General features: G+C 69.0%; 12 protein-coding genes and 1 pseudogene. 3 read left to right on the top strand and 10 right to left on the bottom strand.

Annotated features, from left to right (window positions below; translation table 11 throughout):
- Positions 1 to 1007 precede the first annotated feature (1007 nt).
- Both ACIA58_RS25615 and ACIA58_RS25610 read right to left on the bottom strand, forming a co-directional pair.
- Positions 1008 to 1682, bottom strand: a complete 675-nt coding sequence (locus ACIA58_RS25615) for a class I SAM-dependent methyltransferase (RefSeq protein WP_396406286.1) — start codon at positions 1680 to 1682, stop codon at positions 1008 to 1010.
- Complete coding sequence (locus ACIA58_RS25610) at positions 1675 to 3231, bottom strand: ATP-dependent DNA ligase (protein ID WP_396406285.1); 1557 nt, start codon at positions 3229 to 3231, stop codon at positions 1675 to 1677. Before ACIA58_RS25610 ends, ACIA58_RS25615 begins: the two co-directional genes overlap by 8 nt.
- A 106-nt stretch (positions 3232 to 3337) precedes the next feature.
- On the opposite strand from ACIA58_RS25610, the gene ACIA58_RS25605 reads away from it, so the two are divergent.
- Positions 3338 to 4291 carry a hypothetical protein gene (locus ACIA58_RS25605; protein WP_396406284.1) on the top strand — a complete coding sequence of 318 codons (954 nt, stop codon included), beginning with the start codon at positions 3338 to 3340 and terminating at the stop codon, positions 4289 to 4291.
- 3 nt (positions 4292 to 4294) lie between these two features.
- Here the strand turns inward: ACIA58_RS25605 and ACIA58_RS25600 are convergent, their stop codons facing one another.
- Positions 4295 to 5263, bottom strand: a complete 969-nt coding sequence (locus tag ACIA58_RS25600) for a Dyp-type peroxidase (RefSeq protein ID WP_396406283.1) — start codon at positions 5261 to 5263, stop codon at positions 4295 to 4297.
- A gap of 46 nt (positions 5264 to 5309) precedes the next feature.
- On the opposite strand from ACIA58_RS25600, the gene ACIA58_RS25595 reads away from it, so the two are divergent.
- Together ACIA58_RS25595 and ACIA58_RS25590 are read left to right on the top strand one after the other, a co-directional pair.
- Entirely contained in the window at positions 5310 to 6428 is a 1119-nt protein-coding gene (locus tag ACIA58_RS25595) for a lysostaphin resistance A-like protein (protein WP_396406282.1), read from the top strand.
- Between the two features lie 78 nt (positions 6429 to 6506).
- Positions 6507 to 7211, top strand: coding sequence for an HAD family hydrolase (locus ACIA58_RS25590; RefSeq protein ID WP_396406281.1), 705 nt, complete (start codon positions 6507 to 6509; stop codon positions 7209 to 7211).
- 70 nt (positions 7212 to 7281) lie between these two features.
- On the opposite strand, the gene ACIA58_RS25585 is transcribed toward ACIA58_RS25590, so the two are convergent.
- From ACIA58_RS25585 to ACIA58_RS25555, 7 genes and pseudogenes are all read right to left on the bottom strand, one after another.
- Positions 7282 to 8163, bottom strand: coding sequence for an RNA polymerase sigma factor RpoD/SigA (locus ACIA58_RS25585; RefSeq protein WP_396406515.1), 882 nt, complete (start codon positions 8161 to 8163; stop codon positions 7282 to 7284).
- Positions 8135 to 8206 (bottom strand): annotated as a pseudogene (locus ACIA58_RS25580) (hypothetical protein); the annotation flags it as partial. The pseudogene ACIA58_RS25580 and the gene ACIA58_RS25585, both read right to left, overlap by 29 nt.
- 282 nt (positions 8207 to 8488) lie before the next feature.
- Positions 8489 to 10570 carry a S9 family peptidase gene (locus tag ACIA58_RS25575; protein ID WP_396406280.1) on the bottom strand — a complete coding sequence of 694 codons (2082 nt, stop codon included), beginning with the start codon at positions 10568 to 10570 and terminating at the stop codon, positions 8489 to 8491.
- A 32-nt stretch (positions 10571 to 10602) separates the two neighbouring features.
- Positions 10603 to 11310 (bottom strand): alpha/beta hydrolase family protein, encoded by a 708-nt coding sequence (locus ACIA58_RS25570; protein WP_396406279.1) that lies wholly within the window; start codon positions 11308 to 11310, stop codon positions 10603 to 10605.
- A 25-nt stretch (positions 11311 to 11335) separates the two neighbouring features.
- Positions 11336 to 12139 carry an exodeoxyribonuclease III gene (xth, locus tag ACIA58_RS25565; protein WP_396406278.1) on the bottom strand — a complete coding sequence of 268 codons (804 nt, stop codon included), beginning with the start codon at positions 12137 to 12139 and terminating at the stop codon, positions 11336 to 11338.
- Between the two features lie 9 nt (positions 12140 to 12148).
- The gene (locus ACIA58_RS25560) at positions 12149 to 12613 is read right to left on the bottom strand and encodes a DUF2269 family protein (protein WP_396406277.1); all 465 of its coding nucleotides are present in this window, start codon (positions 12611 to 12613) and stop codon (positions 12149 to 12151) included.
- A 4-nt stretch (positions 12614 to 12617) separates the two neighbouring features.
- Entirely contained in the window at positions 12618 to 13211 is a 594-nt protein-coding gene (locus tag ACIA58_RS25555) for a TetR/AcrR family transcriptional regulator (protein ID WP_396406276.1), read from the bottom strand.
- Between the last annotated feature and the right edge of the window lie 50 nt (positions 13212 to 13261).

The raw sequence follows: 13261 nt of genomic DNA, 5'->3' as shown, positions 1-13261 counted from the left end.
CACCGCGTGCGCCCACCGCGTGCGCCCACCGCGTGCGCCCACCGCGTGCGCCCACCGCGTGCGCCCACCGCGTGCGCCCACCGCGTGCGCCCACCGCGTGCGCCCACCGTAGTACGCACCCGTATCTCCCCAGTCACTGTCCGCGGCCACGCGTATCACTTCCCCGTCATACGAGCGGATATCCCCTGGTGTTGCGGCTTCTCGCCTCGTGTAACGGTGGAGAAGGCCCAACACGAGTGGATATCCGTTCATGTGCCGACGTCGGGCAGCGGCGGGGAGGCGCGGGGTGCCGCCGGGGGTGACGGGTGACGCGATACGTCGAGTGGGTCGAGGCCTCGCCCTGCCCGACGTACGCACCCGCCTACCCTGCCACTGTCCGCCGCGATGTGCGTCACCTCTCGGTCACACGAACGGATATCCCGTGAAGTTGCCCCTTCTGGCCTCCTGTGCAGACGGAGAACGAGCACCGCGAGGGGATATCCGTTCGTGTGCCTGGTGCTGGTGCCGTGTGCCGGTGATGCCGGTGGTGCCGACGAGGGGTGCCGGGGTGTCGGCGAGGTGCCGTGGCCGGTGGCTGGCGGGTGACGCGATACGTCAGGGGAGGGTCGAGGCCTCACCCGACCACTGTCCGCCGCGTTCGTGTCACCCCGGTCACGCGAGCCGATATCCCTCGCGTTGCCACTGCTCGCCTCCTGTGAAGACGGGAGGACGATCAGCACGAGGGGATATCCGTTCGTGTGCTGGTGCTGGTGCTGGTGCTGGTGCTGGTGCCGGTGGGGCGGTGGAGTGCCGCAGGGCTGTCGCTGGTGTCGGTGGTGCCGCGATGTCTCCGGTCACACGAACCGATATCTCCTCGGGTTGCTCCTTCTCGCCGCCTGTGCAGATGGGAGAACGAGCAGCACGAGGGGTTGTCCGTTCGGGTGCCGGTGGTGGTGACACGGGGGGCGGCGAGGTGCCGGGGGCACCGCGGGGTAGCGCGGGGTGGTGGGGTGGGTCGTGCGGGTGGGTTAGTCGCGGAGGTATTCGGCTCGCCAGCGGAGGACGGTGTTGTCGGCGGGGCTGGGGGAATGGTCGAGTTGGATGAGGTGGAGGTCGGGGGCGGTGAAGGACTGGATGGTGGCTCGGGTGAGGGGCCACGGGGGGCCTTGGGTCTCGGCGTCGGGTTGGTCGTCGGGGCGGGCGGCGGCGATGACGAGGAGTGTGCCGCCGGGCGCGACCAGCTCGGTGACTTGCTGGACGGCAGTCGGTTGCAGGTGGATCGGCAGCGCCTGGACCGTGTAGATCTCCACCACCAGATCGAACGCGCGATGCCAGTCGGCCGGAGGCGCCAGCAGGTCGGCGACCATGTAGTGCGCCTTGGAGCCCGGGTGGTTGCGGTGCGCCGCCTCGATCGCGCTGGGGGAGATGTCGAACGCGGTCGTGTCGTACCCACGGTCGGCGATCAGCTCGGCGTCCCAGCCGGTGCCCGCGCCGACAACCAGCGCGGTCTTGTCGGCGCCGTCTGGTTGCGACTCGTCGACCCAGTCGGCGAGCAACTGGTGCGCCGTACCGCGGTCCCACGGGACGACCGCCGATCCTTCCGCGGCAGCGGCGTACAGGTGCTCGAACCAGCCGGTCGGGTCGTCGCGCTCGAGGGACTCGCGGGCGATCCGCCGGGACACGACGTCGGGGTCCTCACTCATCACGCAAACCTTCTTCCGCCAGGTCCGGACCGGCGTGGATCGCACGCACGGTCTGCACCGTATCAACGTCGGCGGGCCGCTTGTCCTTGCGATAACGAATCACCCGGGCGAACCGCAACGCCATGCCGGCCGGGTATCGCGGCGAGGTCTGCACGCCGTCGAACGCGATCTCCACCACCACCTCCGGCCGGAGGTAGACAGCCCAGTCGTCCCGCCGTACGGCGAGCTCCTGGAAGCGCTCGGTCTGCCAGCGGAGCAACTCGTCGGTCAGGCCCTTGAACGTCTTCCCGAGCATCACGAACTCGCCGGTCTCCTCGTCACGCGCGCCGAGGTGCAGGTTCGACAGCCAGCCCGTCCTGCGCCCGTGGCCCCACTCCGCCGCGAGCACGAGCAGATCGAGTGTGTGCGTCTGCTTGACCTTCACCCAGCCCGACCCGCGCCGACCGGCCTCGTAAGGCACCGTCAGCGACTTCACCATGACACCCTCGTGTCCCCGCCGCACCGCGTCAGCGAAGAACGCCTGTCCTGCCTCTGCGTCGTCGGTCACCAACCGCGGCACCCGACGCTCCTCCGGCACCAGCTTCGCCAGGCGCTCGTGCCGTGCGGCGCCGTCGAGCCCGAGCAGATCGTCACCGTCCTGATGCAGGATGTCGAAGAAGTACGGCGTGAGCGGCACCGACTCCGGACCGGTCGCCGCACGCGTCGCCGTCCGCGACCCGGTGACCTGGAACGGCTCGGGCCGCCCGTCCGCCCGCAACGCGATCAGCTCACCGTCGAGGACAACCTGCTGCGCCTCCAGGGCAAGCACTGCGCTCACCACCTCCGGCACGCGCGTCGTGATGTCGTCGAGCGTCCGCGTGTAGACGACGACCTCGTCCCCGTCCCGATGCACCTGGATGCGGATCCCGTCGAGCTTCCACTCGAGCGCGGCCGGCGTCCCCGTCTTGGTCAGCGCCTCCGCGACCGTGGTCGCCGACTGCGCCAGCATCGGCTGCACCCCACGCCCGACCTCCAGGCCGAACTGCGCCAACCCCGCCTCACCCTGGGTCAGTACGGCGACCGCGACCGGAGCAGCCGCCCCGCGGAGCATCGCGGCGGTCCGGATCTTGTCCAGCGGAATCCCGGTCGCCCGCGCCACCGCGTCCGCCATCACACCGTCGAGCGCACCCTGCCGCAGCTCCCCGCCGACGAGCTGACGCAAGAACTGCTGCTCCTCTGCCGTCGCCCGCCCGAACAGCGCATCCACGGCCGCCCGCCGCCGGGCCTGCACGCCGGCTCCCGACATCTCGGCGAGCTCCGCAAAAGCCTGGTCGACCTCCTCGACCGTCAACGACGGCTCGGCGGCCGGCTCCGGCGCGTCCATCAACGTCCGCCAGCCCACGCCGGTGCGCCGCTGTCGCAGCTCGCCGGACAGGTACGTCACGACGATCTCGATCCCGGCCGGTTCTGTGGCCTTGGACAACAATCCGGCGATGAACTCCGCCTTCTTCAGCCGCGACCGGGTCCCGGCCAGCGCGGCCGACGTCTCGACCACCTCGGTGAGCAACATGAATCCAGTCTGGCCCATGGCACCGACAGGTTGGCTTTCACAACTTTCGAAGTGACACCTGCATCGAGGAGATTGAGCGAAACTTAGCACCGAAGGGGGAATGAACATGCGAAAGATGATTGCGGCGGCGGCCGGCCTACTGCTGGCCGGTCCCGTCCTCACGAGCATCGGTCCGGCGTCCGCCGCGCCGGCTGCTAGCACGACCACCACTGCCACAACCGCCACTGCCACCGCCTGCGCCATCGGGGCCGGCTCGGTGACCGCTGGGAAGGACTTCCTCGAGAAGTACGTCCAGGCCACCTCGCCGATCTCGGTGAATCCGATCGAGACGATGGCCAAACAGCCGTTCGCCGGCACCGTCGCCCTGAGCAGCGAGTGGGTCTGGGACAACGACCAAGGAGACAACGGCGAGGACACCGCGCTCTACGGCGCAGTCGTCACCGGCGGCGTCCTGTACGACGGCGCCATGCTCGTCGAGACGGGTAGCGGCGGGAAGATCGTCAGCAACCATATGGACCGCATCGGCGGTGGTTGGAGCAACTTCCGCACCCTGAACAAGTCGTGGTCGTCGGACGGCGGAAGCAGCTACCGGACGTACGCCCTCCGCAATGACGGCGTGCTCTACCGCTGGTTCGTCAGCGACGTCAACGGCAAGTCTGCCTGGCGCGCCGCGGGTTCGTACCCCGGGTTCGCGTCGGTGAAGGCAGTCGCGCTGATCAGTCGTACGTCGACGTACGACACGTTGCTGGCGACGACTCGCGGCGGGGCGCTGTACACGATCCGGATCCCGCTCAGCTCGCCGATGAAGCCTGTCGTCAAGGCAGTGCGGACGAGCACCTGGCAGGGCTTCGAGTCGCTGCTGACGACGCGCTGCGGTCAGTACGGCACGCTGCTGCTCGGCGTCGACAAGGACACCGGCTCGGCGTACCTGTACGCCGTTGGCCACGCCAACGGCACCGCGACGGTGATCAACAGCCTCGGCAAGGTCCCGGGCACGTTCAGCGACCCGGTCAACTACAGCTGGGCGAACTACTTCGACCCGCCGCTGAACGGCGAGTGAGCCTCAGGGCGCCGGCGGCAGGTCGTCGAGGAAGTCCGAGGTCGGTGTGAAGAACAGGCCGCCCGTGACCGCGGTCGAGAAATCGAGCAGCCGGTCATGGGTGCCCTCGGGCACCCCGATGAACATCCGGCGGAGCATCAGCTCCGTCACCGCCGGCGTCTTGGCGTAGCCGATGAAGTAGGTGCCGAACTCCTGCGCGCCGATCGTGCCGAACGGCATGTTGTCGCGCAGGATCTGCAACTGGTTGCCGTCCTCGTCCTCGACCACGTTCAGCACGATGTGTGCGTTGGCAGGCTTCTTGGCGTCGGGGAACTCGATGTCGTCGAGCTTGGTCCGGCCGACGGCCATCTCCTGCTGCTCGACGGTCAGCGCGTTCCAGGCCTTCAGGTTGTGCAGGTACTTCTGCACGATCACGTAGCTGCCGCCGGAGAAGTCGGGGTCATCGTCGCCGACGAGGACCGCGGCCTGGGCGTCGGACCCGGCCGGGTTCTCGGTGCCGTCGACGAAGCCGAGCAGGTCGCGCATCTCGAAGTACTTGAAGCCATGCACCTCGTCGACGACCTTGGCGGCGCCGTCGAGGACGTTCATGATCTGGCCGGCCAGCTCGAAGCACTGGTCCTGGTGGGACGCCCGGATGTGGAAGAGCAGGTCACCCGGCGTGGCCGGCGCGTGGTGGGTCGCGCCCTTGAGCTCCACGAACGGGTGCAGCTCGGCCGGTCGTGGCCCGCTGAACAGACGGTCCCAGACGTCCGAGCCGATGCTAGTCACACACGAGAGGTTGCCACCCGGCACGCGGAAGCCGACCGAGCGAACGAGGCCGCTCATCCGCTCCAGCAGGTCGCGGGTCCGGTCCTCGCCGCCTGGCTCGACCTCGACGACCAGGAAGATGGCCGAGCCGCTGAGCGGCATCAGCACGGACTGCGGCAGCGCATCCGTCGACCTGGACGTTTCCGGCGCCGGATCAGTGACCACCGTGTTCTCCCTCCGTCTGCTTGGCCCGATCTTCTAGAGTCCAGTCATGGACCCGCAACAGCCCGGGCCGCCACCGCAACACCAACCGCAACCGGGCCCATACTCCCAGCCGGGGCAGTACCCACCGCCGCCGCCCCACCCCGGCCCGTACCCAGAGCAGTGGGGAGCGCCGCCGCCGTACCCGGTCCAGTACGCCTACCGCGAGCCCCGCATCATCCCCGCCCCGTCCGGTACGCCGTTCCACCGGCTGGCGCGTACGCCGAAGCACGCGTGGTGGCGCCCCCTGGTCGGAACACTGCTCCTCGGCGCCTTCGTGCTGTTCCTGACGACCGGCGTGGTGGTCGCCTGGACGATCGCGCACCGCGCCTTCGCCGGACCGATCCCGACGCCGAGCGGGTCGGACATCTTCCCGAGCGACACCGAGAATCTCGCGGTCACGCTGGTGATGCTGGGCATTCTCACCCCGTGCGTCGGACTGGCCGCGTGGGTCGTCCAGCGCCGTCCGTTCTGGAGCGTCGCCTCGGTCCTGAACCGGATCCGTTGGCGCTGGCTCGCGCTCTGCTGCGTGCCGGCCATCGGGTACCTCGTGCTGACCTACGCGATGGGTGTTCTGGTCGACGCGATCTTCCCGCCCGAGGACGCGATCGGGAACGACGACGGATCGTGGATCGGGTTCGGCGCGTTCGTCGTGCCGGCGCTGGTGATTCTGTTGCTGGTGCCGTTCCAGTCGGCCGCCGAGGAGTTCATGTTCCGCGGCTGGTTGATCCAGGCGGTCGGCGCGTACGGACCGGACAACCCGAACGGCAGGGCGCGCTGGCTGCGGACGATCTTCCGTTCGCCGTGGCCCGGCATCGTCATCGGTGGCGCGGCCTTCGTGTCGGCGCACGGGTACACCGGGTGGGCGATGGCGGATGTCTTCCTGTTCGCGCTGACGGTCGGCTGGCTGACGATCCGGACCGGGGGACTGGAGGCGGGGATCGCGCTGCACGCGCTGAACAACCTGCTCGCCTTCCTGTTGCCTGCGGCAACCGGTCAGCTGTCCGGGTGGGCCGAGCAAGGCGGCGCCCCGTGGACGCTGCTCGCCTCGGACATCCCGTGTCTGGCGTTCTACGCCTTCGCGATCACCTGGCTGGCCAAGCGCCAGCAGGTCGCCAGAGTCAGCTGAGATGTCAGCTGAGATGTCAGCTGAGCAGTGTCGAAAAGCAGGCGAGAACTGTCGGCGAGCTCTGGCAGGCTGTGCCGCGTGACGAACGTGAAGATCGAGGCCGTCCTGTTCGACTGGGGCGGCACTTTGGCGACCTGGCACGACATCGACCTGCGCGAGACCTGGCGAGCCGTCGCCACGGTCCTCGACGAGGCGCAGGCCGACGAGCTGGCGGCCCGGCTCGTGGCGGCCGAAGGGTCGATCTGGCGGCGCTCCCGGGACGAGCATCTCAGCAGCACTCTTGAAGAGGTGTGCACGCTGGCCGAGGTCGTGATGAACCCCGCGGCGCAGGCGGAGTACGACCGGCAGTGGGACCCGCACACCGAGCTGGAGCCGGACGCGCTCGACACGCTGCGGGAGCTCCGCGCGCGGGGGCTGAAGGTCGGCGTGCTCTCGAACACGATCTGGCCCCGGCAGCGGCACGAGGCGATCTTCGCGCGGGACGGTGTCCACGAGCTGCTCGACGGCGCGGTCTACACCAGCGAGATCGCGCACACGAAGCCGCACCCGGAGGCGTTCCTGGCCGTGATGCGGGCGGTAGGTGTGTCCGAGCCGTCACGCTGCCTGTTCGTCGGCGACCGGCTGTTCGACGACGTCTGGGGCGCGCAGAACGTCGGCATGCGGGCCGCGCACCTGCCGCACAGCGCGATCCCGACCGAGCAGATCGGCCACACCGAAGGTACGCCGGATGCCACGATCCAGCGCTTGTCGGAGCTGCCGGCGCTGATCGACAGCTGGAACTGACCCCTACCTACCGAAGGACCCCCGGGCCGGATCGCGGCTCGGGGGTCCTGAGGGGTTTCGGAGTGGGGCGTTACGCGGCCAGCGTCGGGTCTGCCATCAGGCGGAGGCGGCCCAGCGCCTCGCGCTCGATCTGGCGGACTCGCTCCGCCGAGATGCCGTGCACCGCGCCGATGTCGGCCAGCTTGGCCTGGCGGCCGTCGTGCAGGCCGTAGCGGCGCCGGATCACGTCCGCGGACCGCGGGTCGAGCTGGTCGACCAGGCTGAACAGGCCCGAGCGGTCGGACGCGTCCGCGACCAGCTGGTCCGGACCCGGCGCGGTCTCGGCCGCGATCAGGTCACCCAGCGAGGTCTCGCCCTCGTCGTCGACCGGGCTGTTCAGGCTGATGTGGTCCCGGCCGATGCGGATCAGTTCGGTGACCCGCTCCTGGTCCAGGCCCAGCTCCAGCGCGATCTCTTCGATCTCCGGCTCGCGCCCGAGCTTGCGCTCCAGCGTGCGCCGCGCGGACCCGATCTGGTTCAGCTGCTCCACCACGTGCACCGGCAGCCGGACCACCCGGGCCTGCTGCGCGATACCGCGGGTGATGGCCTGCCGCACCCACCAGGTCGCGTACGTCGAGAACTTGAAACCCTTCCTGTAGTCGAACTTCTCCACCGCGCGGATCAGCCCCGTGTTGCCCTCCTGGACCAGGTCCAGCAGCGGCATCTGGGACCGCCCGTACCGGCGGGCGATCGACACCACGAGCCGGAGGTTGGCGGTCACGAACCGCTGCTGCGCGCGCCGGCCCGCTTCGGCCAGCCACTCCAGCTCTTCCTCCGTCGCATATTTGGGCGCTCCGCCCTTCTTACGTCCAACCCGCCCCTCGGCCAGCAGTTGCTCCGCGAGGAGTCCTGCTTCGACCGTCTCAGCGAGCTCGACCTCTTCCTCAGCCGTCAGCAAAGGCGTGCGCGCGATCTCTTCGAGGTAGAGACCTACACTGTCCTTGCCGTCGATACCGTCGTCCGTGGACCGGACACGAGCCATGCGAGCCACCGAAACTCCCTTCGTCGTTACATGGAGAGCAACGCTCGAGTAGGGTTCAAGATTCCGGTACCAGTGTGTAAACACCCTGAAGGTTCCCTGAGAGTTCCCGGCAGCGAATCCGCCGTGGAAACCGGTGTCCGGCAGCTTTGCCGAAGTATCAGGCCCGACACTCCGCGCCGAACCTGAGAATCCGTCCAGAAAACTGTCCCTGGATGTGTTGCACAACACACGCCCAGGGACAGATATTCCATCCCTTTCAGCTCAGGCCGAGCGTGTCCAGCTCCCACGACAGCGAGAACGCGACCTCGCGCCAGGCGTCGTACCGCCCGCTGCGGCCGCCGTGGCCGGCTTCCATTTCGGTCTTCAGTAGTACGTCGGCGTCACCGGTCGCGGTCGCGCGGAGTTTCGCCACCCACTTCGCGGGCTCGACGAAGAACACCCGGGTGTCGTTCAGGCTGGTGATCGCCAGGATGCGCGGATAGCGCTGCGCGGTGACGTTTTCGTACGGCGAGTAGGACTTCATGTACTCGTAGACGGCTTTGTCCTCGAGCGGATTGCCCCATTCCTCCCACTCGATCACCGTGAGCGGCAGCGACGGGTCCAGGATCGTGGTCAGCGCGTCCACGAACGGGACCTCCGCGACGATTCCGCCGAATGCCTGCGGCGCCAGGTTCGCGACCGCGCCCATCAGCAGCCCGCCGGCGCTGCCGCCCTGCGCGACGATGCGTTCGGGCCTGGTCCAGCCGGCCTCGACCAGGTGCTCCGCGGCGGCGATGAAGTCGGTGAAGGTGTTCCGCTTGGTGAGCATCTTGCCGTCGTCGTACCAGTGCCGGCCGAGCTCGCCGCCGCCCCGCACGTGCACGATCGCGAACACCACGCCGCGGTCGAGCAGCGACAGCCGCGGGATCGAGAACCACGGATCCATCGACGACTCGTACGACCCGTAGCCGTACAGCACGACGGGTGCGTTCCCGTCCTTCGCGACGTCCTTGCGCGCGACCATCGAGATCGGCACCTGCGTCCCGTCCGGTGCGGTCGCCCACTCGCGGTACTGCGTGTATGCCGTGAGGTCCACGCCGCCGAGCACCGGCTGCTGCTTGAGCAGTCGCCGCTCACCGGTCGCGACGTCCACGTCGTACGTCGAACCCGGCGTGACGAGCGACGTGTAGCCGAAGCGGTACCGGGTGTCGTGCCACTCGTCGTTGCGCCCGGGGGAGACGGTGTAGATGGGCTCGTCGAACTCCAGCACCTCGGGAGCGCCGAAGGAGCCGTCGGTACGGCGCATGATCGCCAGCTCGGTCAGCGCGTTGCGGCGCCGGTAGAGGATGACGTGGTCGGCGAACGCGTCGGTGCCGAGCAGGCGGCTCGTCTCGTCGCCCTCGATCAGCGTGGTCCAGTCGCCGGGGGAGTCCAGCGGCGCGGAGGCCAGCGAGAAGTTGGCGGCGTCCGCGTTGTGGGTGATCAGGAGCTGGTCGCCGGCGTGCTCGACGTCGTACTCGACGCCCTCGCGCCGCGGTGCCACCACGACGGCCTCGCCGGTCGGGTCGTTCGCGTCGAGCAGCCAGACCTCGCTGGTGAGCTTGCTGCCGAGCGCGATCATGATCGCCTGCTCGTTGCGTGTCAGGTCGACGCCGACCCAGAACCGCTCGTCCGGCTCCTCCTTCACCAGCACGTCGTCCGCGCTGCCCAGGGTGTGCCGCCAGACCTGGTACGGGCGCCAGGCGTCGTCGACCTTGGTGTAGAAGATCGTCGATCCGTCGGCCGACCAGGCCGAGCCGTAGTGCACCTCAGGCAGCTCGTCGGGCAGCAGCTCGCCGCTGGCCAGATCCTTGATCCGCAGAGTGAACCGCTCGTCGCCCTTGAGGTCGACCGAGTACGCGAGCAGGCGGCCGTCGGGGGACACGTCGACCGTGCCGAGCGAGAAGAACTCGGAGTCGCCGGCCACCTCGTTCCCGTCCAGCATCACCTCTTCGCCGGCGATCGCGCCGTCCGTCGCCGGCGGCTGGTCGCCGTCGACCTTGACCCGGCAGTGCAGCGAGTACTGGCTGCCCTCGATCGTGCGCGAGTAGTACCAGTACCCGCCGCGCCGCGCCGGAACGCTCAGGTCGGTCTGCAGCGTCCGGTCCGAGATCTCCTTGAAGATTGCCTCCCGCAACGATTCCAAGTGCGCCGTGCGGGCCTCGGTGTAGGTGTTCTCGGCGCGCAGGTACCCCAGCACCTCGTCGTCTGTCTTGTCCCGCAACCACTCGTACTCGTCGACGAACACATCGCCGTGATGCACCCGCTCGACCGGCTTGCGGGCAGCAACCGGCGGCGTGACAGCTGAAGTCTCGGACATGCCGCGAGACTACCCGCGCCACCGCACGGCGGCTAAGCGTGGACCGAGGCGCTCACCGCGGCCAGCGCGGAACCGACCGCCTGCCGCGACTCATCGGTGTGATCGAGTACGTCGAATCCGTGCCGGCCGTTGGGCGCCTCGATCACCTCGAGCCTCACCCCGGCCGCCCGCGCCGCGTCGATGAACGGCGGCTGAGTCGGCGCTACGTCGGCCAACTCATGCCCTACCACGGTCATCACCACCGATAGCCCTCGTGCGCCCTTGACTGCCTCGACCGGGTGCACGCCCCGAACTGTGACCAGCTCGGTGTCGCCCAGCACCGGGTACGTCAGCGCGACACAGCGGAGCCACTCCGGCGGGTTCTGCAGGAACGGTGCTGCGAGAGGGCCGCTGCCGGAGAAGAACCACAGCGCCAGACGGCCGCCGTCCACCCGCGGGTAGGCCCGGACGGCCGCGATCGCCTTCGCCAGCGCCGCGTTGGAGCGTTCGTCGTCCGGCCGTCCGTCGGGACTGTGATCGACGGCAGCGGCGACGCAGCCGCGGTCGGCGAGCTGACTGGCGTAGCCCTGGTAGATATTCCACGCGCTCGGCAGCGGTCGCCCCTCGGCGGAGTACGGCACGCCGTGGATCAGCAGGACCGCAGGCGCCGGCTCCGTGCTGGTCGGGAGGTAGAGCTCGAGGCCCTCGTGCGTCGTGCGGGCGACGTCTGGGGTGGGCAGGACGAACGCGGGATCAGCCATGGCGCCACGGTAAACGCGGGCAGGGCTAGACGTCGTACGTCGCCACTACGGGAGCGTGGTCGCTCCAGCGTTCGGCGTACGTCGGGGCGCGGTGGACGACGCAGTTCGTGGCCGTCGTGGCCAGCTCAGGGGAGGCGATCTGGTAGTCGATCCGCCAGCCGGCGTCGTTGTCGAACGCCTTGCCCCGCCAGGACCACCACGAGTACGGACCTGGTCCTTCGCCGCCGAACCGGCGGCCGAGGTCGACCCAACCGGCCCCGAACAGGCGGTCCAGCCAGGCGCGCTCCTCGGGCAGGAAGCCGCTCTTCTTGCGGTTCGCCTTCCAGGCCTTCAGATCCTCCTCGCGATGGGCGATGTTGAGGTCGCCGCACATCAGCACGTGCCGGCCGTCGGCGCGCAGTTCGGTCAGGCGGGCGGTGATCGCGTCCAGGAACGCGTACTTCTCCTCCTGGCGCGGCGGCGTCTCGAACTCGCCGGTGAACACGTACGTGCTCACCGCGGTCAGCGTCGTTCCGTCCTCCAGGACGACATCCGCCTCGACCCAGCGTCCGGTCCCGGCGAACCTCTCCGGACCGAGCTCGCCGCGCTCGTCCTTGATCGGCCGACGGCTCGCCACCGCAACTCCGGCGCGGCCTTTGTGCCCGTCGATCGCGGGCTCGGCGTGCGCGATGAACCAGTCGCCGCCGAGGAGTTCGCGCAGTACGTCGTCAGACGCCCGGACTTCCTGCATCAGCAGCACGTCCGGATCGGTGTCGTCCAGCCACGGCTGCATCCCGCGGCGGAAGGCCGCCCTGATCCCGTTCACATTCACCGTGGCAACCGTCAGCACGCCGGAACCTTACCCTCTGTGGTGCCCCGGCTTGACGACCATCAGCACCAGCACGACGAGCCAGAGCAGCGCGAAGATCCCGGACGTCATCGAGAGCAGCTTCGCCTTCGACAGCACGCTGCTGCGCTCCTCGGCTGTTCCGCCCGCGACCGCCAAGACGCCGGCCTGCGCCGGGACGACGAGGAACGCGAGGACCACGGCCGCGACCAGCGTCAGCACGATCGAGACGATCAGCCAGGCCTCGCCCATCACGTGCATGCTGCCCGCGAGGGCGAATCCGAACAGCGGCACGGCCAGGCCGGCCCAGGCGTAGACGTTGGTGATGCGGTGCAGCACCCGCAGCCCGCCCGCGTCCGGGGTCTCGGCCGTCAGCGTGCGCTTCGCGATCGACGGGAACATGCTGGTCGCCACGGTGACCGGACCGACGCACAGGATCGCGGCGAGGATGTGGATCGTCAGGAAGAACTTGTTCATCAGCTCACTCGGACGTTGTCGTGAGGATCGCGTCCAGGGACTGCTCGCAGAGGTGTTCGAGGGATTCCGGCGAGACGGTCGGGTCGTCGATCCATACCAGGAGGGTCTGTTCGACGTAACCCTGCCAGCCGTGGCAGGCGAGCTCGACGACGGGGGTGATCTCGATGCCACGCTCAGCGACCGCGCTGATCACCCATTGACTGAAAACGCGGCGCAGATCGGAGTGCAGCGTACGGATCTCCGGATCGCCGGCGGCCGACATCAGCAGCGTCGCCCGGTAGAGCTGCGGGGCTTCGAGTACGGCGCGGACGAAGGCGCGGATGCCGGACCGGAGCCGCTCGTCGGGGGGCAGCGACGGGTCCGGGGCGGTCCGCAGCATGACCTCCGCGGCGGCTTCCTCGATGACGGCGTACTGGAACTTCTTCTTCGAGCCGAAGTAGTGGAACAGCAGCGCGGGGGAGACGCCGGCCTCGGCGGCGACCAACTCGACCGTCAGCTCGCGGTGCGGGTCCGCCAGCAACACCCGTCGCGCCGCCGCAAGAATCTGCGCCCGCCGCTCATCAGGCCGCAGGCGTGCGGCGGAAGAGGTCTGGCTCATACCGCCAGTCTATTGAGTAATCGGTCAACAAGCACTTACTGTTGAGTATC

This window comes from Kribbella sp. NPDC051586, assembly GCF_044453965.1.
Taxonomy (GTDB): Bacteria; Actinomycetota; Actinomycetes; order Propionibacteriales; family Kribbellaceae; genus Kribbella.
The sequence above is the reverse complement of the archived record's forward strand: the minus strand, read 5'-3'. Positions and strand labels throughout refer to the sequence as shown.

Bases quoted from the DNA above. Each gene is read 5' to 3' on its own strand.
- ACIA58_RS25615 (WP_396406286.1), bottom strand. From the start codon at position 1,682: ATGAGTGAGGACCCCGACGTCGTGTCCCGGCGGATCGCCCGCGAGTCC.
- ACIA58_RS25610 (WP_396406285.1), bottom strand. From the start codon at position 3,231: ATGTTGCTCACCGAGGTGGTCGAGACGTCGGCCGCGCTGGCCGGGACC.
- ACIA58_RS25605 (WP_396406284.1), top strand. From the start codon at position 3,338: ATGCGAAAGATGATTGCGGCGGCGGCCGGCCTACTGCTGGCCGGTCCC.
- ACIA58_RS25595 (WP_396406282.1), top strand. From the start codon at position 5,310: ATGGACCCGCAACAGCCCGGGCCGCCACCGCAACACCAACCGCAACCG.
- ACIA58_RS25575 (WP_396406280.1), bottom strand. From the start codon at position 10,570: ATGTCCGAGACTTCAGCTGTCACGCCGCCGGTTGCTGCCCGCAAGCCG.
- ACIA58_RS25570 (WP_396406279.1), bottom strand. From the start codon at position 11,310: ATGGCTGATCCCGCGTTCGTCCTGCCCACCCCAGACGTCGCCCGCACG.
- ACIA58_RS25560 (WP_396406277.1), bottom strand. From the start codon at position 12,613: ATGAACAAGTTCTTCCTGACGATCCACATCCTCGCCGCGATCCTGTGC.
- ACIA58_RS25555 (WP_396406276.1), bottom strand. From the start codon at position 13,211: ATGAGCCAGACCTCTTCCGCCGCACGCCTGCGGCCTGATGAGCGGCGG.